This is a genomic window from Micromonospora sp. NPDC047730 (assembly GCF_043204765.1).
Classification (GTDB): domain Bacteria; phylum Actinomycetota; class Actinomycetes; order Mycobacteriales; family Micromonosporaceae; genus Micromonospora.
In genome coordinates, this window is record NZ_JBIDCU010000030.1 from 1 (window position 1) to 21,844 (window position 21,844).

The 21,844-nt window shown below is 73.3% G+C and carries 14 protein-coding genes; 11 read left to right on the forward strand and 3 right to left on the reverse strand.

All coding sequences use genetic code 11. The features are described 5' to 3' along the window. Window positions 1–189, reverse strand: a 189-nt coding sequence (locus ACGF5G_RS33945) for a hypothetical protein (RefSeq protein ID WP_393270691.1), incomplete at its 3' end; no start/stop codon positions are given. Window positions 190–358: 169 nt separating this feature from the next. On the opposite strand from ACGF5G_RS33945, the gene ACGF5G_RS33950 reads away from it, so the two are divergent. Continuing rightward, window positions 359–1,024 carry a response regulator gene (locus tag ACGF5G_RS33950; protein ID WP_393270694.1) on the forward strand — a complete coding sequence of 222 codons (666 nt, stop codon included), beginning with the start codon at window positions 359–361 and terminating at the stop codon, window positions 1,022–1,024. Between the two features lie 5 nt (window positions 1,025–1,029). Continuing rightward, window positions 1,030–3,387: a hypothetical protein gene (locus ACGF5G_RS33955; RefSeq protein ID WP_393270696.1), complete on the forward strand. Its 2,358-nt coding sequence runs from the start codon at window positions 1,030–1,032 to the stop codon at window positions 3,385–3,387. Window positions 3,388–3,426: 39 nt separating this feature from the next. Here the strand turns inward: ACGF5G_RS33955 and ACGF5G_RS33960 are convergent, their stop codons facing one another. Continuing rightward, window positions 3,427–4,521 carry a sensor histidine kinase gene (locus ACGF5G_RS33960; RefSeq protein WP_393270697.1) on the reverse strand — a complete coding sequence of 365 codons (1,095 nt, stop codon included), beginning with the start codon at window positions 4,519–4,521 and terminating at the stop codon, window positions 3,427–3,429. A gap of 86 nt (window positions 4,522–4,607) precedes the next feature. After that, entirely contained in the window at window positions 4,608–5,156 is a 549-nt protein-coding gene (locus tag ACGF5G_RS33965) for a sigma-70 family RNA polymerase sigma factor (RefSeq protein WP_393270700.1), read from the reverse strand. Between the two features lie 306 nt (window positions 5,157–5,462). On the opposite strand from ACGF5G_RS33965, the gene ACGF5G_RS33970 reads away from it, so the two are divergent. The 9 genes from ACGF5G_RS33970 to ACGF5G_RS34010 all read left to right on the forward strand — a co-directional run bounded on the left by ACGF5G_RS33970 (window position 5,463) and on the right by ACGF5G_RS34010 (window position 21,324). Next, window positions 5,463–6,878: a glycosyltransferase family 2 protein gene (locus tag ACGF5G_RS33970; RefSeq protein WP_393270701.1), complete on the forward strand. Its 1,416-nt coding sequence runs from the start codon at window positions 5,463–5,465 to the stop codon at window positions 6,876–6,878. 86 nt (window positions 6,879–6,964) lie between these two features. After that, window positions 6,965–8,233, forward strand: coding sequence for a hypothetical protein (locus tag ACGF5G_RS33975; RefSeq protein ID WP_393270704.1), 1,269 nt, complete (start codon window positions 6,965–6,967; stop codon window positions 8,231–8,233). Next, on the forward strand, window positions 8,230–10,086 hold the full coding sequence (locus tag ACGF5G_RS33980) for a hypothetical protein (protein ID WP_393270707.1): 1,857 nt from the start codon (window positions 8,230–8,232) through the stop codon (window positions 10,084–10,086). The genes ACGF5G_RS33975 and ACGF5G_RS33980 overlap by 4 nt, the downstream gene beginning before the upstream one ends. Before the next feature lie 115 nt (window positions 10,087–10,201). Next, window positions 10,202–13,672 (forward strand): right-handed parallel beta-helix repeat-containing protein, encoded by a 3,471-nt coding sequence (locus ACGF5G_RS33985; RefSeq protein ID WP_393270709.1) that lies wholly within the window; start codon window positions 10,202–10,204, stop codon window positions 13,670–13,672. 30 nt (window positions 13,673–13,702) lie between these two features. Next, complete coding sequence (locus ACGF5G_RS33990) at window positions 13,703–14,212, forward strand: hypothetical protein (protein WP_350711290.1); 510 nt, start codon at window positions 13,703–13,705, stop codon at window positions 14,210–14,212. A 117-nt stretch (window positions 14,213–14,329) separates the two neighbouring features. Continuing rightward, complete coding sequence (gene eccCa, locus ACGF5G_RS33995) at window positions 14,330–18,298, forward strand: type VII secretion protein EccCa (protein WP_350711292.1); 3,969 nt, start codon at window positions 14,330–14,332, stop codon at window positions 18,296–18,298. Beyond that, window positions 18,298–20,406: a hypothetical protein gene (locus ACGF5G_RS34000; RefSeq protein WP_393270713.1), complete on the forward strand. Its 2,109-nt coding sequence runs from the start codon at window positions 18,298–18,300 to the stop codon at window positions 20,404–20,406. The genes eccCa and ACGF5G_RS34000 overlap by 1 nt, the downstream gene beginning before the upstream one ends. 18 nt (window positions 20,407–20,424) lie before the next feature. Further along, window positions 20,425–20,802 (forward strand): WXG100 family type VII secretion target, encoded by a 378-nt coding sequence (locus ACGF5G_RS34005; RefSeq protein ID WP_393270715.1) that lies wholly within the window; start codon window positions 20,425–20,427, stop codon window positions 20,800–20,802. A gap of 108 nt (window positions 20,803–20,910) precedes the next feature. Next, window positions 20,911–21,324, forward strand: coding sequence for a hypothetical protein (locus tag ACGF5G_RS34010; protein WP_393270718.1), 414 nt, complete (start codon window positions 20,911–20,913; stop codon window positions 21,322–21,324). The last annotated feature ends 520 nt before the right edge of the window (window positions 21,325–21,844 follow it).

Consider the following 21,844-nt stretch of genomic DNA (forward strand, 5'->3'; position numbering starts at 1 on the left):
CCGCGCCGCCCGGCTGGGGTCCTGCAGACCGAGGCGGTCGGCCGCCTCACCGGTCAGCAGCGCGCCCTTCTCGTCAAGGTAGGCGACCGACGGGGCGACGACCGCCTGCCCAGCCAGTGGCACCATGTCCAGGGCCCAGGCGGAGGCGGTCGCTGCGGCGGTGAAGCTGGTGCCCAGGTCGATACCCAACCCGTACATACTCAGTGTCCCCTCGCCGAGCCCACCGCCGCTACGATGCTTGATGTCATAGTTGACATACGTAGGCGACCTCGAAGCAGATCAGTTCACATCGCGCCGTCACGATACGCCGCCGATTTCGGCGTAACAATTCGTCGGTGTTGACATCGGGAGGCGAGCTGTGGACGTTGCGGTGGCCGACGACGGCGCGCTGTTCCGGGAGGGGCTGCAACTGCTGCTGTCCGCCGCGGGGCACCAGGTGGTCGGCTGCGTGGAGGACGGCGACCGACTGCTGGAGCTACTGGCCCGTACCCCCGTCGACGTGGCCATTCTGGACATTCGGATGCCGCCAGGCGCGGACGGCGGACTGCAAACCGCCCAGCGTATACGGGCGAGACACCCCGATGTCGGGTTGCTGCTGCTGTCCCAACACGCCGAGGCGCACTACCTGTTCCGGCTGCTGGAGATCGGCACCGAACGGATCGGGTACCGGCTCAAGGACCAGGTAGCCGGGGTGGGCGTGCTCGCCGATACGCTGGTGCGCATCGCCGCTGGTGAGATCGTGATCGAGCCGGCGCTGGCCGCCAACCTGGTGGACCGGCCGAGTCCCCCGGTACGGAGTGTGCTGGCGGATCTCACCGAGCAGGAACGCGCCGTGCTGCGACTCATGGCGGAAGGACGGTCGAACTCCGGGATTGCGACGGGATTGTTCCTGTCGGTCAAAACGGTCGAGAAGCGTATCGCGAGCATTTTTACCAAGCTGGACCTGTCGGCCGAGCCGACCGCGCACCACCGGCGGGTCCTGGCGGTGCTCGCGTACCTGCGCTCGAACCAGATGGCGGGCTAGGGGCCGTGTTCCGGACCGCAGGCGGCGAGCTGGCGCACCCACCCCGCCCAGCCGGGCCCTTCGCCGCCCTGGTCCGGCTGGCGACCTCGGTTGCGCTGCCCGCGCCGGCCGGGCCGCAAGACCCGTTGGGTGGGTACCGGCCGATCCTCCGCACGCTGCTGCGCGAGCTCGCCCAAGCCCACGCGGTGCGCTACGCGGCGCTGTGGCTGCCGGCAGAGACGGCACACGGCACCAGCACTCCACCGTGGACACCCGCGGTCACATGGCGGCCCGGGCGCTGGGTGCGGGGCGCACTGCCGTACCCGGTAGCCGACCCGGACCTGTTGCTGGGCGCGGCCGGTGTGGTCGCGACCGCGGATGTGACCGACGGCGGGGTCCGGTACGGGGTGCTGGTGCTGGCACACCCGGAGGATCCTCGGTATCAGCTGGCCACGGCGGTGCCGCTGGGCGAGACAGCGGTCTGCGTCGGCCTGCTGCTGCGCCAGGCGGGCCACCGCGCGGCGAGCACCGCCGTGCGGGCCCGGGCCGACCGGGTGGTACAGCGGGTCAGCGCGACCCAGCTGGAGCTGCTCACCGTACAGGCGGTGGAGCGCGACCGGCTCGCCAGCGCGGTCACCGCGACGCCCGGCCGGCAGCTGCGGGCGATCCTGGACCGCACCGCGGACCTGGAGCGGGCGCTGCGCGCCGGCTCACCACAGGCCACGGCGATCGCCGGCGACATCCGGGCCGGGCTGGGCGAGATGATCGAGCAGTTCCGGTCCGTTGTCCGCGGGGTGTACCCGCAGGTGCTGCGCAGTACCGGCGTGCGCGCGGCGCTGGAGGAGGTCACCGCGGCGCTGCCGGTACCGGTGGTCTTCTGTGGCGAACTGGGCCGGCGCCCGGGCTGGGAGGTCGAGTCCGGGCTGTACCAGGCCGGTGCGTCCGCGGCGGCTGCGCTGGGCGCCAGCGGCGGCGAGCAGCCGGTGTACCTGGAACTGGGTCGGTCCCACGGCCTGCTGACGATCCGCGCGCAGCGGACCGGCGCCGAGCCGGCCCGGGTCGCTGCGGCGCTGCGGGACGACTCCCGGCGGCTGGCCGCGCTGGGCGGCCGGCTGCGGGTGGATCGGGCCGGTCGGGGCGCGCCGACCGTGGTGGACATCCTGCTGCCTGAGCGGCTTGGCGGCGACTGGCCGGAGCCCGCGCGTACCGCCCCGCCGGAGCCGGCCGGGCCGCAGCCGGGCGGGGCCGACGCCGCCGCACCCGAGCTGTTGGTCGGTGTTTCCGCGCGCCGCCTGCTGACTCTGCTCGTGACCGGCCGGGAGGCGCCCGCGGACAGCCCGCCGTTACGGGTCGCGGTCGACCGGCAGGACGGTCAGGCCCGGGTGGTGGTGGTTGGGGCCTCGGCACCTGATCTGGTGTCGGTGCTGTACGGACCGGCCGGTGCCGCCCGATGGGAGTCGCCGGTCGGGGTGGTCCCGCCGACCGGTTACCAGTACCAGCCGTACCCGCGGATCACACTGGACCCGGCTCGCGGAGCACGGCCGTGGCGGCCGGTCCGGCTGCCCGGCTGGTCCGGCGCCGCGTGGCCGGCCGCAGCGGCCGGGGTGGACCGGATCCTGGTCGAGGGACCCGTGGACGCGCTGCGCGGGCTGCGGCTGCTGCACCACCGCGACCGGGTCGACGCCGACCTCGCGGCCCGGCTGCGCCGCTGGTCGGGTACTGCCGACGGGCCCCCCGACGCGGTCGTGCTGGTGCTGTCCAGGCCGGCCAGCGCGGCGGAGTCGGAGTTCCTGACCGCCCTGCGGTCGCCGGACGGGGACGGGTTCTCCCCGGTGGCGATCTGCGCGCTGGAGGAGGGCACCGCCGCGACGGCCGGATCACCGCGGCTGAGGTCGATGTGCGACGCGATCGTGGACTGGCGTGCGGCCCCGGGCGGCGGTACCGCGCTCGAGGCGGCGCTGCGCGCCCGGGTTCGCGCCTGGGCGGCGGTGATGGCCGCCCGGTGGGCGCTGCGCGCACTGGTGGCCTGCCTGGCCGCGGGGCAGCTGGACGACCGGTTCGCCCGGGCGGTGGAGGCGGCCGTAGCGGGCGCGCACGAGGTGGCCGAGCTGGACCTGTTGCAGGCGTTGCAGGGCCGACGGATCCGGCTGCCGCGCGGGTACGACGAGGCGCTGCGCCTGCTCGGCGCGTACGGTCCGGACTCGGGGTCCCGGCTTGGCCTGGCCGGCGACGCCGGCTCGGGGCAGGTGACCCAGGCCGCGAGCCGGGCGTTGGTGTTCTGGCGGAACCAGTCCATGGCGCCGGACTCGGGACCGGCCGGGCGCAGTGCGTGCGCGCTGCTGGTACGGACGTGCGAGCGGCTGCTCACCGACGGCGCCGAGTGACCGGCGCGAGGCACGGGGTGGGCGGCTCGGCGGGACGACTCAGATCGCCACGAATCCGCTGACCCGGGTGCCGGTGGTCGGGCTCGACCGCACCGTCAGCGTGCCGTCGACCGAGGCCAGACGGGCGGCGAGCTGGCGCAGCGGCATCCGGCCTTCGGTGTCGAAGCCCGGCCCGGTGTCGTCCACCTCGAAGCTGAGGCCCCGGCGGGAGGTACGTAGCGTCAACGTGACCGCGGCGCCCGGAGCGTGCTTGTGCGCGTTGCTGACCGCCTCCAGGCAGGCCAGGTAGACGGCGGCCTCCACCTCGGGCAGGTACCGGTAACCGACCAGTTCCGGGTCGATGTCCAGGGTGACCGTGTCGAGCGCCTCCAGCCGGGCCGTCAACGCGGCCACCAGTCCGTGGTCGGCCAACGGTGCCAGCAGGCCGGTCGCGGTGGTGTGCAGCACCTCCTCGGTGCTGGCCAGCAGCTCCCGCAGCCGGTCGAGGTGCTGGCCCGCCTCGGCGGCGTTGCCGGCGCCGAGCTGGTGCTCCACCATGGCCAGCGACATCTGCAACGCGACCATGTGGTGCTGGGCGCCGTCGTGCAGGTCGCGCTCCAGCTGGTACCGCTGGTGTTCCATCTCGCCCGCGGCCCGCAGCCGGGTGTCGGCCAGCAGCAGGGTGCTCTGACCGATCAGCCGTTCGGCGCCGGCGGTGATCAGCTGGGCCTGGATGTCGCTGACCAGCAGGCGGGTCACCGCGTGCAGCTCGGGCCACCGGCGCAGCCGCTCGGCCGCCGCCGGCGGCTCGACCACGAGGTCGGCCAGGACCTGCTCGCCGTCGCACAGCCGGACCGGCACCGCCCCGGGCACGGGTACCGCCGCCTCGGCGCCGGTAGCGGTCCACCAGTACTCCTGCACGGTGTCTTCGGTCGCCGTGTCCGCGTCGTGGCCCGCCGGCAGGGGCAGCCATACCGCGATGGTGACCGTGGTGGCCTCCAGGCACCCACCCAGCGCCCGGGCCAGGGCTTCGGCCTGCACTCCCGGCAGCGGCCGACCCGGCAGGCCGTGCACCGCGTCGACCACCCGTGCCACATTGTCCGGCGGCCCCGGCACCGGGGGCGGCCCGTCGGCTCGCTGCGTCGAACGGCGCATGCCCGTCACTGTAGGCGGCTTTGGCCGGGCCGGCTGACCCGGCTCGTGGCCCGCGGCGGCCCGCCGCCACGGTAGCCGCCGGGGGCTCACGCGGCGCAGAGCAGGTGGTTGACCGTTGCCTTGCGGGCTGCCCGCAGCGCGTAGTGCACCCGGCTCTTGACGGTGCCGACCGGTACCCCGAGCGTTGCGCTGATCTCGGCCGCGGTCCGCCCGTTCAGGTAGGTCTCCACCAGCGCGGCCTGGTGCTCCGGCCACAGCCCGCGCAGCACCTGCTCGACCAGGAGGGAGTCCACCACGACGGCCGTCGGGTCCGCCGTGGCCACCTCGGCGGCGTTCTCGATGTCCACCTCGGTCGGCCGGGCCTTCTTCATGCGGTACCCGTCCATCACCAGGTTGTGCACCACCCGGCGCAGCCAGCCCAGCACCGACCCGCGGTCGGCGGTGAGCTGGTCCAGGTGCGTCCACGCCCGCAGGAACGCCTCCTGCACCACGTCCTCGGCGCGCCCGGTGTCGCCGTCGGTCAGCCGCTGCGCGTACCTCAGCAGCGGCTGCTGGTAGGCATCCATCAGTTCGCGCAGGCGGGAATCGCTTTCCAACGCGCTGCTGTGTCGCTTGCTCTGCACCCGTTCGGCCATGCCCAAGACAGTGCCGCCGCGGGCCGGTCGCCCGACATGGTGCGGCCCCTGCTCCTGCGGGTGCCACCCCTCGGGTTGGAGAGGGTTATCCCTACGCCATGCGCCGGTACCGGCGGCCCGCGCCGCGCCGCCGCTCGTTCGCGTGCTGACCGGTGAACCCGACGGTGCCGCGATGCCGTGCCCCATGTGGACGACCTCGCTCACGGGCAGGCGGCGACGGTCGTCCGGCGCCGCCGCGACGGCCGGTACCGCGGCCGGGCGGCGGCCCGAGGACGGCGCCGTGGCGCCCCGACCGAAGAGGTGGGCATGGAGGAGACGGACTTCCCGGCGGTGGGCATCGGGATCACGACGCACAACCGGGGCGCCGTGCTGCGTACCGCGTTGGAGGCGATCCGCAAGTATGCGCCCAGCGGTGCCGCGATAGTCGTGGTCGACGACGCCAGCGACGAGCCGGTGGAGGAGGCGACGTTTCGTTTCGACAGCAACGCCGGTATCGCCCGGGCCAAGAACAAGTGCCTGGAACTACTGCTCGAGCGGGGCTGTACGCACCTGTTCCTGTTCGACGACGACTGCTGGCCGGTCGTGGACGGCTGGGAGCGGCCCTACATCGACAGTCCCGAGCCGCATCTGATGTACATCTTCACCGACACCCCGCGTGGCCGGCTGACCGACTCGACGGAGATCTACCGGGACGCGCAGCTTCAGGCGTACACCCATCCCCGCGGCTGCATGCTCTACTTCGAGCGGCGGGTGCTGGACCGGGTGGGCGGGTACGACACCCGGTACGGCCGGTGGGGGTACGAGCACGTGGACCTGTCCAACCGGATCTACAACGCCGGCCTGACCTCGTTCCGGTTCGCCGACGTGGTCGGCAGCGGAGACCTCATCTTCAGTTGCGACGAAAGCACCAAGGTCGGCTCCAGCGTGTCCGACATCGAGCGCTTCCACCTGGTGCGTAACCTCAAGACCCGGTCGGAGGCCAGCTACACCTCGACCGAGTACCGCGAGTTCCGCACCGTCCCCGTCGGTGCGGCGGCGGCGCAGAACGTGGTGCTGACCACGTACCTCACCGCGCAGCCCGACCCGCAGCGCGGCATCACCTGGACACCGAACTACGACGATCTGGCCGAGTTGCGCCGCTCTGTCGAGCGGCACGGACGGCGGTTGGTGGTGCTGCACGACTGCCTCGACGAGCCGGACACCGACCTGGTCACGCACGTCCGGGTGACGCCGGGCGGGGCCGTCAGCTCGCCGTACTTCCACCGCTGGCTGTGCTGGTGGCGGTACCTGCGCGAGCACCCCGAGATCGACCAGGTGTGGTGCGTCGACGGCACCGACGTGGAGATGCTGCGCGATCCGTTCCCGGAGATGGACGACCGACTGTACGTGGGCGACGAGCCGGCGCCGCTGTGCATCCCGTGGATGGTGTATCAGCACGGCGGCAGCGCCAAGCTGTTGCAGTTCCTGTCCGACAACCGAGGTGTCCCGCTGCTCAACTGCGGGCTCACCGGCGGCCGGCGGGAAACGGTGCTGGAATTCTGCCGGGACATGTTCGACTTCTGCGTCACCAACGCCCGGGAGGCCGGCCCGCTCGACATGGGGCCGTTCAACTACGTGGCCCGCACCTGGTACGCGGGAATGATCGTGCACGGCCGCCAGGTCAGCACGGAGTTCCGTAAGGACGACCGGGCCAGCACCGAGTCGTGGTGGCGGCACAAGTAGTCGTATCCGGCCCGTGGCAGGAGTGAACCCTACTGGCGTACGAGGCGTGCCACAGATGAACCCCCGGACGCGGGTGAAGGAGGGCGGTGACCGTGGACGTGGACACGGACCTGGATGTGGCACCGGAGACGACACGGGACGCCGACCGTGACGAGAGCATGCACGCGTTGCTGCTGCGGTTGGCCGGCTCGCTGCCGGACCGGGTACTGACCGACGCGCGGGACGCGCTGGCCGCCGGTCGGCGGCTGGACGTCGTACAGGCGATCGCCTTCGAGGCAGTCTCCCAGCCGCTGCAACTGGACGCCGACGAGATCGCGGCGCTGCGCGAGGAACTGGCATTCAGTGGCGGGGACATCGACCTCGGCCTGGCGCTGGAGGAGCTGCGCGGAGAACGTCCGCCGGTACCGTGGCAGTTCCTGTCCGACCTGCCGACCACACAGGAAGACCTGGCGTTGATGGTGCTCCCGCAGGACCGCAGCGCCGACCCGGTCGACACCCTCGACCCGGTGGACCGGGCGCTGGTGGCTGCGGCGTCGGCAAACCCGGGGGTACTCGCGGTGTGGCGGGCGTGGCGGATGCCGTCCAGCGCCCGGCCCTGGCAAGACCCGGTACGGGTGGCCGTGGTCAGCGTCGACGACACCATGGACACCCTCCCCGCACTCAGCGTCCAACTGCGGCAGGTCATGGCCGAGGCCGGGGACGACGAGGCCCAGGTCGAGGTCTGCTGGGCCGGGCTGCACGCGCCGTACTACCAGACCCTGGCCCGCTCGTCCGGCGCCCTGCTGTGGGCGGCACGGCCCGCCGCGCCGGTGGCCACCGCCCGGCTCTTCGACGGCGTCGATCCGGTACGCGGCCCGTGGTTCGCCACCAACCGGCCGGTGGTCTCCGATGCCACGGAACGCGACGACCTGCTCGAAGCACTGCGCGGGGGGGTGGTCATCGCGTGGAGCAGCGCCGAGATGCCCGACATCCTGGCCCCGGACCGGGGCGACGTGGTGCCGATGCACCTGCGTACCGACGGGACCTGGCTGTGGAGCGAGGCGGTCGCGTACTACCTGGAACACTACGGCCTGGCGCCGGATCCGCAGCTGGCCACGCACCTGACCGGGGACGAGCCCGTCGAGCCCCTGGACGAGATCTCCGTGCACCGCGCCCTGGTGCACCTGTGCCGGCCCGACGCCGAGGCGGTCGTCTGGTCGCCGTCCGGTGCCGACGACGACCCGGTGGCACCGGCCGACGCCCCCTCGTCCGACATCCCGTCGCCCGACGGCCTGGCGCCGGCCCACCCGGAGCTGCCGGACGTGACACCCGAGGCAAGGCCGGACGCCGGTACGCACCGGCCGGTGTCGCCGTGACCGAAATGCTCGCCCTGCGGCAGCGGGCACCCCTGCCGTCGTCCCGGAAGGTGTCGCCGCCGGCCCAGGGCGAACCGGTCGGGAAGCACGTGGCGCGGTACCTGCGACAGGCGTCGCAGGCGGTGGGCGCCGCCGTGGCGCGCATCCTGCCGGACGCCGGTGCGCGGGTGCCGGTGCTCGATCCGGGGCCGTGGGAGGCACCGGGATCGGTCACCCCCGGCCCGGCGGGTTGGTTCGCGCTCGCGGTCGAGGCCGGCCGGTCCGGCTTCCGGCTGGACGGCCGGCCGGTGGCCGCCGCCGACCTGGCCCGGGCGATCTGGCACTGCCCCCGCTGGCGGGGCCGGCCGGTGCTGCTGGTCACCCAGCGGTCCGCGTCGGCCGACGGGGTCGGACCGGTGCTGCACCAGCTCGCGGTCGACCTGGGAGCACCGGTCTACGCCTCGGACTCCGGGATCCGCTTCACCTTCGGGCGCGCCTCCGCGAACGGGCTGTTCTGGTGCTGGCGTCCCGGTGGCGGGGACGATCCGGAGCCGGCGGGCAACGTGCTGCCCCCGCTGGGACCGGTACGCGTCCGTCCCACCCCGACCGGCCGGGTGCCGGGCCGCAACCACCAGCCGTCGTCCCCGGTGCCGTCCCTTGCGACCCCCGATCCGGGGACCGCCCCGTCGCCCGTCGACCCGGCGGAGGCCACGTCACCCGCTGCGGCACCGGAATCCGGGCCCGAGCTGCCTTCGCCGGTGGAAGCGGCGTTCGAGGTGCACAGCCTGGCGCTTCCGGTGATCGAGCTGCCCCGGCCCGACCTCAGCGTCCAGCGCATGGTGCTGACGGAGTTCGACGTGCCCCGGCTGGAGCTGGACACCTGCCGGCCGCTGACCGCCGACCCGGACGCCGCCAGCCCGACCGTGTCCGTGCCGGCTGCGGCCACCCTGACGGCATCCGTGCCGGCTGCGGCCACCCTGACGGGATCCGTGCCGGCTGCGGCCACGCCGGAAGCCACGGATGCTCCGACGACCGGCCCGGAGAGCACCGATGCCCCGGCGAACGGCGCGGGCGGCGGTCCGCCGCCGGCGTCACCCGCCAACCGGGGCGCGGCGTGGTTCGGGGTACGGGCCCGCACCGACGAGGCGGACCGGGAGCGGCTGCGTACCGTGCTGGGCTGGAAGTTCCAGGCCCACTCCCGGACGGTGGCCCGGGCGCTGTCGCTGCACCCGGGGCTGCGCAGTGCGGTCGGCGCGCACGACGTGATGGCCGGGCTGGTCACGGTGCTGGCTCTGCTCGACGGGGTGGGCGCGCGGGTCAACGACGCGCTGCGCGGTGGAGGCACGCCCGACGAGGATGTCCAGTTGCTGGCCCGGTGCGCCCGCGCCGGTCTGGAGCAACTGCCGGCCGTCGGGGGACCCGTCTTCGCCGCGGTACCCGCCGGACTGGACGTCGGCCGGTACCGGGCCGGGGACCTGGTGGTGGAGCCGGCGTTCACCACGGTGTCGTGCCACGGTGGCACCGAGGGCGACGCGGGCCGGTACGCGATCTGGTCGGCCACCGCGCGGCGGCTGGACCAACTGGGAATCGCAGACGGGCCTGGTGTCCGAGCCGGACGGGCCATGTTCGCCGCCGGTTCCCGCTTCGCGGTGCTCGGCGTCGACGAGGGGCCGGACGGCGCGCCGTACGTGCTGCTGCGGGAGGTCGTCTCCGAGCACCGCGACGGCGCACTCGACGAGCGGGCGGCCGGCAAGCTGCGCGACGCGCTCGCCGCCCAGCCGCAACGCGCGGCGCCCGCGCCGCTGCCGTGGCCGCTCGGCTTCGCGGCCGGCGACCGCCCGTTCGCGCTCGAACCCGGACCGGGCGGCGCGTGATGTACGAGGAGACGATCTCCGGCTTCCTCCGGTCCGACCCCGGCGGCCCGGCCCGGCCCGGCCCGCCCCGCGCCGGCACCATTCCCGGCGGCAACAGTCAGCAAGGAGCGAACTCGTGACCACCAGCGTGCTGTCGGTGTCGGCCAGGGACACCGGATGCCTCACCGACATCTCCCGGGCACTGGGGTCGGCGGCGCCCGGCGACACCGTCGCGGTACGCCCTGGTGTGTACCGCGAGGCGCCGCTGTTCCGCCGGAACGTCGTCCTGGTCGCCGAGGACGGACCGGGCACCGTCACCATCGAGGTGCCCCCAGGCGGGGCCATCCTGGCCGCCGGGGGCGAGATCCTGATCCAGGACATCGCCATCCGTGGCAGCGACGAGCGGATGCCGCTGCTCCAGGTGGCGGCCGGCCGGGTCCGTCTGGAGGCGTGCACCGTCGACGCCACGGCGGCGGCCGCGATCCACGTGCGCGGGGGCACCGTGGAGATGCGCGGCGGCGCGATCAGCAACTCCGGCGGGGCCGGCGTGGTCCATGAGGCCGGCACGGGCGAGTACACCCGCGTACGGATGAGCGGCATCGCCAAGTGCGCGATCATGACGGCCGGGTCGAGCGCCCCGGTGTTCCGGGACTGCACGTTCACCGGGATCGGGGAGGCGGCCCTCCTGGCCGTGGGCGCCAGCGCCCCGCGCCTGGAGGACTGCCGCATCGACGAGGTCGGCCAGTACGCCGTCGTCGCGCAGCAGACCGCCCGGCCGTACCTGACCGGGACCACGGTGTCCGGCGGCGAGGTCGGGCTGCTCGTCAGCGACCGGGCGACCCCGGTGCTGGAGCGCTGCGAGATCCAAGACGCCCGGGTGCACGCCGTGGTGACCATGGGGCAGGCGGCGCCCGCGCTCTCCGACACGCGCGTCACCCGGGCCCGGGGCCACGGCCTCGACTGCCGGGACACCTCCGCGCCGACGCTGACCAACTGCGAGGTGCGTGACTGCGGCGCGGCCGGGGTGGTGGTCAACGGCACGGCGACGCCGCACCTCACCGGCGGTGCCGTGGCGGACTGCGCCGACGCGGGCGTGTTCCTGACCGGCCGGTCGAAGGCGCGGCTGGACGGGGTCGGGGTACGCGACGTCCCCATCGGCGTGGCGATCGAGCAGGAAGCCGACCCGCAACTACATGGCCTGACCATCGAGGGCGTCCGGTACGGCCTGCACGCGACCGGCGGAGCCGGCCGGTTCTCCAACGGCCAGGTCACCGGGGCGCGGACCGCCGGGGCGAAGCTCGCCGACAGCGCGACCACCGTGCTGTCCAACTCCCGGATCACCGGCTGCCGGGTCGGCGTGGAGGTGGCCGGGAACGCCCGGCCCACCCTGTCCTCGATGGCCGTGGAGGAGTCGGGCGGGGCGGGTGTGCGGACCGGCGGCCCCAGCGCGGCCACCCTGTCCCGCAGCCGGATCAGCGGCAGTCGCGGCCCGGGGATCCGGGCCGGTGCCGGCAGCACCGTCACCGCCACGGACTGCGAGATCGTCGGCAACCAGGGGCCGGGTGTCGTGGTGGAGACCGACGCGCCGGTGCGGCTCCACGGCGGGGTGGTGCGCGGCAACGGCGGCGTCGCCGTGGACGCGCCGAGCCCGACCGCCGCGGTCGAGCTGTCAGGAGTGGACACCGGCCACAACGGACGCCCGATCTCCCTCCCGCCGCCCGGGGCCGGGCGGCCGGACGCACCGGTGGCCGACGCCCCGAAGTCCGTTCCCGCCCCGACCGGAGGCACCGGGTCGGACGTCGCCCCGCCCGGGAAACCGTCCGGTGCCCGCCCGTCGGGCCCCGCGCCGTCCGACGTCGGGTCACCCGCTCCGGCGGTGCCCGCCGGCGGCGGCCCCGGCTCCGGTGACGGGCCGCCGAGTGGCGGCGCGACGGGTGGCGACGGGGAGGCGGACGGGCCGGTGGCCGCGCTGCTGCGCGAATTGGACGGACTGGTCGGCCTGGCCGGCGTCAAGCACGAGGTGGCCACCCTGGTCGGGCTCAACCAGATCGCCAAGCGTCGCCGGGAGGCCGGACTGCACGTACCGCCCATGTCCCGGCACCTGGTCTTCGCCGGGCCGCCCGGCACCGGCAAGACCACCGTGGCCCGCATCTTCGCCCGGATCCTGGCCACCCTCGGGGTGCTCTCCAGCGGTCAACTGGTCGAGGTGTCCCGCAGCGACCTGGTCGCCGAGCACGTCGGCGGCACCGCGGTGAAGACCACCGCCCGGTTCGAGGAAGCCCTGGGCGGGGTGCTGTTCATCGACGAGGCGTACACGCTCTCGACCGGTGGGGGCGGCGGCGGCCACGACTTCGGCCGGGAGGCCATCGACACCCTGGTCAAGCTGATGGAGGACCACCGCGACGAGGTGGTCGTGGTGGTCGCCGGGTACACCCCGAACATGCGTACCTTCCTGGCCGCCAACCCCGGTCTGGAGTCCCGTTTCGCCCGTACCATCCAGTTCGACAGCTACTCCGACGACGAACTGGCCGAGATCGTCGAGCGGCTCTGCCGCGCCCACCACTACGCGCTGGAGTACGAGACCCGGCAGGCCCTGGTACGCCACTTCAGCGACATGCCCCGCAACGAGACCTTCGGCAACGCCCGGGTGGCCCGGCAGGTCTTCGAGGACATGCTGGGGCGCCAGGCGTACCGGCTGTCGAGCAGCCCGCAGGCCGCGGACCTCGAACTGGCCCGGCTGCTGCCGGAGGACCTGGGCGAACAGGCGGCCGGGTCGTCGGAGCCGGCCGGCGTGGCGCAGGCCGTCCAGGACCTGCTCGGGAAGCTGAACGCGATGGTCGGCCTGGACGCGGTCAAGCGCGAGGTGACCGACGTCATCGACCTGATCGCCTCCACCGAGGCCCGGACCCGGGCCGGCCTGCCCACTCCGACGATCTCCCGGCACCTGGTCTTCGCCGGGGCGCCCGGCACCGGCAAGACCAGCGTGGCCCGGCTGTACGGCCAACTGCTCAACGCGATGGGCGTGCTACGCACCGGGCAGCTCGTCGAGGTCTCCCGGGCCGACCTGGTCGGCGAGTACGTCGGGCACACTGCCGTCAAGACCACCGACGTGTTCAACCGGGCGCGCGGCGGTGTGCTGTTCATCGACGAGGCGTACGCGCTGACCGGCCAGGGCAACGACTTCGGTCGGGAAGCCATCGACACGCTGGTGAAGCTGATGGAGGACCACCGGGACGACATCGTGGTGATCGCTGCCGGGTACACCGGGGACATGCGCCGGTTCCTGGCCAACAACGCGGGGCTGGCCTCCCGGTTCAGCCGGCAGATCCCGTTCGAGTCGTACACCTCCTCGGAGCTGGTGTCCATTCTGCAGACGCTGGCCCGCGACGGCGGCTTCGATTTCAGCAACGACTGCCTCCCGGTGCTGTCGGAGCATTTCGACAGCCTGACCCGGGACGAGACCTTCGGCAACGGCCGGTACGCCCGCCAGCTGCTCGAACGCACCATCACCAAGCAGGCCAACCGGCTGCGCCGCGCGGCCGCACCGACGGTCGACGACATGCGCCAGCTGTACGCGGCCGACGTGCGGGCAGCCCTGGCCGCCTGACCCAGTAGCGACGAGAGAAGGTGCCCGGAGATGCCGGCAGTGAGTATGAGCGGTACGTGGCGGATCACGGTGGTGGGCAAGGAGTCCCTCTACGCGCAGCGGCTGGTGTTCTCCGGCGACGTCCAGAAGACGCTCGAACTGGAGGTCGGGACGTCGGGGTCCGCGAGTGGGCGGCGCTGGAGGCTGCGGTTCGAACACAACCGTGGGGACGGCGTCTGGCGGCCGAACGTCTCGGTGGAGGCGGGTGCCATCGTCCGGTGCGGCAACGAATTCCAGCGGTTGATCGCGACAAAGGACGTGTACTGGACCGGTGACCGTGGACACGACGACCTGAAGCTGCTGCTCACCCGGCCGGCATCGGCGGGTGACCCGGAGGAGCAAGCGGCCGGGGTGCCCTTCGCCGTCGACGTCAACCTGCACGGGCTGCCGGACATGCCGGTGCTCCCGTCGATGGAGGGCGCGGAGGTGACGCCGGAGCGGCTGCGGTCGTACAGCCGGCCGGGGTCGGCGGGAACTCCCCTGCGGAGACGGTCCTTCTGATCGCCGTGGGCCCCGGCCCGCCCCGCCCGGCCGACGGCGTCTCCGCAATCTCGCGGTGTGAACAGTATCGATCCCGGTGCCGGTCAACCCTTTCCGGCCCGCAGCCGTGTAAGGGATGTGAGCACCAGACCTTTCCGGCGGCCGGCCCGCCGCAACGGACCCGAGCTACCGCACGGCGAGATCACCCTGCAGGAGCCGCCGGTCGTCCCGGAGGTCCAGCCCGCCGGGTTCCGCTCGCTCGGGATGATCCTGCCGAGCCTGCTGATGACCGGCGGGTTCATGTTCATGATGATGAGCAACTCGCTCAGAGGCCCGATGGGCCTGGTCATGCTGGTCATGATGGGCGGCGGCATGCTGGGCATGGCCGTGTTCCAGATGACGATGACCGGCGGCAACCGCAAGCAGCAGATCAACGGCGACCGGCGCGACTACTTCCGCTACCTGTCCCAGACCAGGGCGCAGGTCCGCCAGTACGCGGCGGAACAGCGGGACGCGCTGGCCTGGCGGCACCCCGACCCGGAGTCGCTGTGGTCGCTGGCGATGACCAGCCGGCTGTGGGAGCGCCGACCGACGCATCCGGACTTCGGCGAGATCCGGGTCGGCACCGGTGCCCAGCGGCTCGCGGTGCGGATGACCCCGCTGGACACCAAGCCGGTGGAGGATCTGGAACCGGTGTGCGCCAAGGCGTTGCGCCGGTTCATCAAGGCCTACACGACCGTGCCCGACCAGCCCGTCGCGCTGTGCCTGCCCGGCTTCGCGCACGTGCGGATCAGTGGCGACCGGGACGTGGCGCGGGGCATGGTGCGCGCCATGCTCGCCCAGTTGGCCACCTTCCACGCCCCGGACGAGCTGCGGCTGGCCCTCTGCGTCGGCACCGAGCAGGCCGAGCAGTGGGAGTGGGCCAAGTGGCTGCCGCACGCCAAGCACGCCACCGACGTCGACGTGGCCGGGCCGGTACGGCTGTTCGGCGCCACCCTGGAGGAGGTGGAGCGGCTGCTGGGCGCGGAGTTCGCGGGCCGTTCCCGGTACGACGACGACGCCCAGCCCTCCCGCGAGGAACCGTTCGTCGTGGTGGTCTGCGACGGTGGCGTCATCCCGCCGGGCGCCCGGCTGACCGTCTCCGGGTACCGCAACGCCGTCCTCGTCGACTTCGACGGTCGTGGCCTCGCCGACGGGGACAACGTGCTCAACCTGGAGGTGTCCGCCACCGACGTGGACATGATCGAGAAGGACCACGTGGGGCGGGAGGTGCGTACCCGGCTCGCCGCACCCGACCACCTGGACCTGCCCCGGCTGCGGACGCTGGCCCGGATCATGGCCCGGCACGCCACCAAGGTCACCGGCGAGCAGCCGGCCAGCGGGCTCAGCGCCGTCCTCGACCTGCCGGACCTGCTGGACATCCCTGACCTGGACACCTTCGACCCGCGTGCCCGGTGGGAGGCACGCTCGCCCGCCGACCGGCTGCGGGTGCCCATCGGGGTGGCCGCCGACGGCTCCCCGATCGAGCTGGACATCAAGGAGTCCGCCGAGGGCGGGATGGGGCCGCACGGCATGCTCATCGGCGCCACCGGGTCGGGCAAGAGCGAACTGCTGCGCACCCTGGTCCTGGCCCTGGCGGCCACGCACTCCTCGGAGACCCTCAACTTCGTGCTGGTGGACTTCAAGGGCGGCGCCACCTTCGTCGGGCTGGACCGGCTGCCGCACGTCTCCGCGCTCATCACCAACCTGGCCGACGAGGCCGCGCTGGTCGACCGGATGCAGACCACCCTCCAGGGGGAACTGGTACGCCGGCAGGAACTGCTGCGCAGCGCCGGCAACTTCACCTCGGCACGCGACTACGAGAAGGCCCGTGCCCAGGGCGCCGAACTCGACCCGCTGCCCACCCTCTTCGTGGTGGTGGACGAGTTCAGCGAGCTGATCGCGGCCAACCCCGAGTTCATCCAGCTGTTCGTGATGATCGGTCGGCTCGGCCGCTCGCTCGCGGTGCACCTGCTGCTGGCCTCGCAGCGCCTGGAGGACGGGCGCATCCACCAGCTTGAGGGCCATCTGTCGTACCGCATCGGGCTGCGTACCTTCTCCGCGATGGAGTCGCGGGCCGTCATCGGCGTACCCGACGCGTACGAGCTGCCGGGCGATCCGGGCAACGGATACCTGCGCTCCAGTGTCACCAGCATCACCCGGTTCCGGGCCGCGTACGTGTCCGGCCCGCACCGGGTACGCAGCACCGGGCTGCACCGCGAGGTGATCGCCAGCCAGGTGGTCCCGTTCACCGCCGGGGCCGCCGCGCCCGCCGTCCCGGCGCCGCGCCCGCCCTCGGACCCGGCGCCGGACGAGTCGACCGACACCGGCACCACCGTGCTGCACGCGCTGGTGGACCGACTGGTCGACCAGGGGCCGCCGGCACACCAGGTGTGGATGTCGCCACTGGAGGACGCGCCGACCCTGGACGACGTGCTGCCGCCGCTGCTGCCCGACCCGGAGCACGGGCTGCGTCCGATCGACGCCGGCCAGCAGGGGTACCTGCAGGTGCCGGTCGGTCTCATCGACAAGCCGTTCGAGCAGATGCGCGACCTGCTCGTGGTGGACCTGGCCGGGGTCGGCGGGCACGTGGGCGTGGCCGGCGGGCCGCAGAGCGGCAAGAGCACCCTGCTGCGGTCGCTGGTGTGCGGGCTGGCCCTGACCCACTCGCCGCGACAGGTGCAGTTCTACTGCCTCGACTTCGGCGGCGGTTCGCTGGCCGGGCTGACCGGCCTGCCGCACATCGGCGGGGTCGCCGGCCGGCACGAACCGGAGCGGGTGGGCCGCACGGTGGCCGAGGTCCGCTCGATCCTCGTCGAGCGGGAACGGCGCTGCGCTGATCTGGGCATCCACGGCCGGGACGCCTACCGGCAGGCGCAGGCCGACGGTCGCATCCCGGAGGACCGGTTCGGCGACGTGTTCCTGGTCGTGGACGGGTGGTTCGTGCTGCGCCAGGAGTTCGAGCCGGCCGAGGAGATGGCCCGGGACATCGCGGCCCGTGGCCTGAACTACGGGATCCACGTGATGATCACCATGGGCCGCTGGTCGGAGCTGCACATGTCGATGCGGGACAAGATCGGGACCCGTCTCGAACTGCGCCTGGGCGACCCGGTGGAGTCCGGGATCGACCTGCGTGCGGCGGCCCAGGTGCCCCGCCGGCCGGGGCACGGGCTGACCGACGCGAAGCTGCACTTCCTCGGCGCGCTGCCGCGCATCGACGGCGTCCAGTCGGCCGACGGGCTCGCCGCGGCCACCGCGCACCTGGTGTCCGCGGTGGCGGACAACTGGGCCGGGGAACGTGCCCCCGCGGTACGCACCCTGCCGGCCTCGCTGCCGATGGCCGAGCTGCCGGCACCGCAGGACACCCGCATCGCGCTCGGCGTGGACGAGGACCAGCTCGCGCCGGTGTGGCACGACTTCCGGGCGATGCCGCACCTGACCGTGCTGGGGGACACCGAGAGCGGCAAGACGAACCTGCTGCGTCTCATCGCCCACGCGATCGTCGCCAGCCACACCCCGGCCCAGGCGCGCATCATGGCCGTCGACTACCGGCGGCAGCTCTTCGACGACGTACCGGCCGAGTACCGGCTCGGCTACTCGGTCTCGCCGGACAGCACCCGGGACACCGCCGCCGAGGCGCTGGCCGGCCTCCGGCCGCGGGTTCCCGGCCCCGACATCACCCCGGAGCAGCTACGCGCCCGCGACTGGTGGTCCGGCCCCGAACTGTACGTCCTGGTCGACGACTACGAACTGCTCGCCGGGCCCGACAACCCGTTGGCGCACCTGACCCCGTTGCTGCCCCAGGGCGGCGACATCGGCCTGCACGTGGTCGTCGCGCGGGCCGCCGCCGGGGCGATGCGGCTGTCGATGGACCCGCTGCTGCGGCGCATCCAGGAACTGAACACTCCGGACGTGGCGCTGTCCTGCCCGCCGACGGAAGGCCCGCTGCTGGGTAACACCAGGCCGCGTCCGCTACCGCCGGGCCGGGCGCTGCTGTGCACCCGGCGCGGCAGCCGGCTGATCCAGACGGCACTGGTACCCGCGCCCGTGCCCACCGGGGCCGGCTGATGACCCGCACCGCCACCCGCCCGCGCCGTACGCCCACCCCACCGGCCCAGCCCGCCGAGCCGGCCCGTACCGCCGTGGCGGCCGAGCCCGCCGAGCCCGCTACGGCGGCCGAACCCGCTGCGGCGTACGCGGCGGCCGAGGAACTGGCCCGGCGGCTGCGGGCCCTGGCCTGCCTGCCCGGACCGTCCGCCGCGCCGACCGCATGGCCCTGCGACACGGGGCTGCTGGACTGGCTGCGCCGGATGACCTACCCCGCCCTGTACACCTGGGCGGCCGAGGAGAACCTGGCGCGCCGCTGGATCGGCGGCGACATCTTCGGCTCCCGCCGGCTGTCGCGGGCACCGGAGTTCCTCGCCGGCACCGACCTACGCCGTCTGCCCCCGCACCTGGTCGCGCCGCTGTTGCGGCGGGTGAGCATGACGCGTCCGGCGCCGAGCGCCGCCGAGCTGACGCCTGCGGCCCTGGCCGCCGACGCCGGCCGGGTCAGCACGTTCCGGCGCGACGGGGTCGCCCGGCTCTGGGGCCAACCGGAGCACACGCCGCCGCTGCCCGACACCACCACCATCCCGCACGTCGTGCACGGCATCTGGCTCGGCCGGCCGCTGCCCGAGTCGAACGGCTTCTGGGCCAACTACGGCGCGGCGGCCGACAGCTACGCCGGCCAGGTCGACTTCGTGCTGTGGACGGACATCCCGCGGGCCCGCTTCGACGCGGCCCGCGCCACCCCGCCCGCCCCGGCCGGCCGGCCCGATCCGCTGGCCCCGGTACGCGCCCTGCTGACCTGGGCCGACACCCACGGCATCCACCTGGTGAGCGTGGCCGAACTGTTCCCCGCGAACGCGCCGATGACCCTGCACAGTCCGTACGCCCTGGAGCTGAACCGGGGGCTGCCGCAGGGTTTCGCGGCGGCCAGCGACCACCTGCGGGTCGAGGTGGTGCACCGGTTCGGTGGCCTGTACGCCGACGGTGACCTGCACTTCCTTCCGGCCACCGCGCTCCCGCCGGACGAGCGGGCCGACAGCTCGGCGAGCCAGGGTGCCGAGGGCCCGCCGGGCGGTGGGTACCGGCTGTTCCGTGGCCGGTGGCACGGGCCGCCGGAGGCCGACGGGCCAGCCCGGTTGCCGGAGCTGTTCGACCGGGTCGCCGCGTCGACGCACGGGTTCACGCTGCACGCGCTCACCGACGAGATCGTCCTCAACGACGTCATCCTGGCCCCGGCGGGGCATCCCGCGCTGGCGTTGTGGCTGGAGGGCGCGCGGTACAACTACCTGCGCGACCCGCGCGACCTGTACGCCGCCGACACCCCCCAGCCGGACGGGTCGGACGTGCCGGCCGGCTCGGATCCGCCGCCCCCGTCGGATCCGACGCCTACGTCGCCCCCGCCGCCCCCGTCGGACCCGGGGGCCGGGTCCGAGCCGCCGGTCGCGGGGGCGTCCGGGTGGCGGGGGGAGCCGGCCTCCTGGACCTGGGCGGTCACCGCGATGCGTACCGGGCGGGTGCACCACTGGCTGCTGGCCCGGCTGGGCATCGGCGCGGCCGATCTGGTCAAGCCGGCGCCGGCGGTACGCGGGCACAGCGAGCTGAGCTGGCTGCCGCCGGTCGACGGCCAGCCGCCGGTCGCCTGTCCCGACCCGGACCCGCTGCCGACTCTGGTCGCCTGCGTGGACCTGCTGCGCTGGCAGCACCTGTCGCGCTCCGGGGACCTGTGCCTCACCGCGGTCGCTCCGCTGGTACGCGGGCTGCCCGATCCGGACACCGCGTGGACCGCGATGCTGCTCGCGTTCGGGTATCTGTCCGTCGACCTCGGCCCGGTCACGTCGGTCACCGATCGGCGACGCAACCAGGACCGGACCCTCGACGTGGTGGTGCTGCCGCCCGAGGCGGAGGCGCTGCTGGATCGTGCCGCGACACCGGCCACCTGGTTCGGTTCCGGTGCCCACTCCGGCGACGCTGGCGGAGCCGGACCGGAGGTCACCGCCGGCCGGGAGTACTGGTTCCTCGGCGAGCGCACGGTCCCGGCCCGGCTGCTGCCGCCGCCGCCCGACCCACCGGACGGACGCGGCGGGCGCGACCACATCACGGACCTTCCGGCGGCAGCAGCCGGATGACAGAAAAGGAGAGTCATTATGGCAACCCCCAACAGAGGGGTCGTGGGCGGCGAGTTCGGCCTGATGGCCGACGAGGCGACCATCCACGGCATGGTCATGGCGTTCGCTCAGGCCCAGACCGAGGCCAGGAACAGCCACTCGAACGTCGTGGCCGCGAGCCAGGCGCTGACCGCCTCGTGGTCGAGTGACCTGGCCGCGCCGAAGTTCCTGGAGGCCATCGGCAACTGGGTGGCCGGCTTCCAGAAGGTCCAGCAGGGCCTGAACATGCTCAACCAGAGCATGCAGCAGTACTCGCGACTGACCACGACGACCGAAGACGACAACGCCATGCAGGCCGGCAGTTGGGCCTGGCAACAGCCTCTCCCCGGTCTGTCGCGGGTGCTTTACAAAGAGTGACCGTCAGATGGACGTCTTCCGCTGCCGGCCCAGCGGAAGACATTCGGCCTGAGCGCTCACATCACCCGCCTTCCGGCGACGCGCGCCGGATGACGAACAAGGAGAGTCATGGCAGAGAATCAGTACGGGTACGACGCGCGAGGCATCACACTCCCGATCGTCGCCGATGAGGCGACCATCCACGGCATGGTCATGGCGTTCGCCCAGGCCCAGACCGAGGCCAAGAACAGCAGCGCGAATGTCCAAGCCGCAGGCATAGCGCTGCAAAACTCGTGGCAGAGCGACGTGGCCATGCCTCGGTTCCTTGAGGCCGTCCAGCAGTGGCTGGCCGGCTTCCAGAAGGTCCAGCAGGGCCTGAACATGCTCAACCTGAACATGGAGCAATACGCGCGACTGACCACCACGACCGAAGACGACAACGCCGTGCAGGCCGGCAGCTGGGCTGCAGGGGACGGCCTGCTGTACGGCAGGGCCCAGAGGGTCCAAATGCCGATGGCCCCACTCGGACGGATCGAGCGGTAACTCCGGCCAGCGCCATTGTGACCTACGAGAAGCGGGTCCCTTCTCCAGACGGTGCGTGACCTGGCGCCGGCCGCGTCCAGTTGCGGCAACTGGACGCGGCCGTGGGTCAGCGACCAACCAGAACCTGAAACCGGACCACCATGCCGGTACGGGGCGGCACGACCTGACCGACGCTTGGTGGGCGCCGTCTGCGCCCCTGCTGTCGAGGAACAAGAAGCGAGGTCGGCCGCCGAAGTGCAGTAAACGGCAGCTCATCTACGAGATCCGGTGGCGGGTTCGGGTGGGTTCGCCCTTGATGGCAGAGCGGCCACACAGGCAGCGTGGCGAAGAGCGCGAACACGGCTACCATCACCGTCGCCACGCAGATGATGACCCCGGCCGCGCGCAGCCCTTGCGCGAGTGGTCCGGCCTCCCGGCCCCTGGCGATGCCGACGACCGGCGGGCAGCGTGGCGACAGTCGCGGTTCGCCCGGGTCCCGGCCCGTATCCGGGTTCCCCGGTCCGCCGGTGGCCGACCCCGC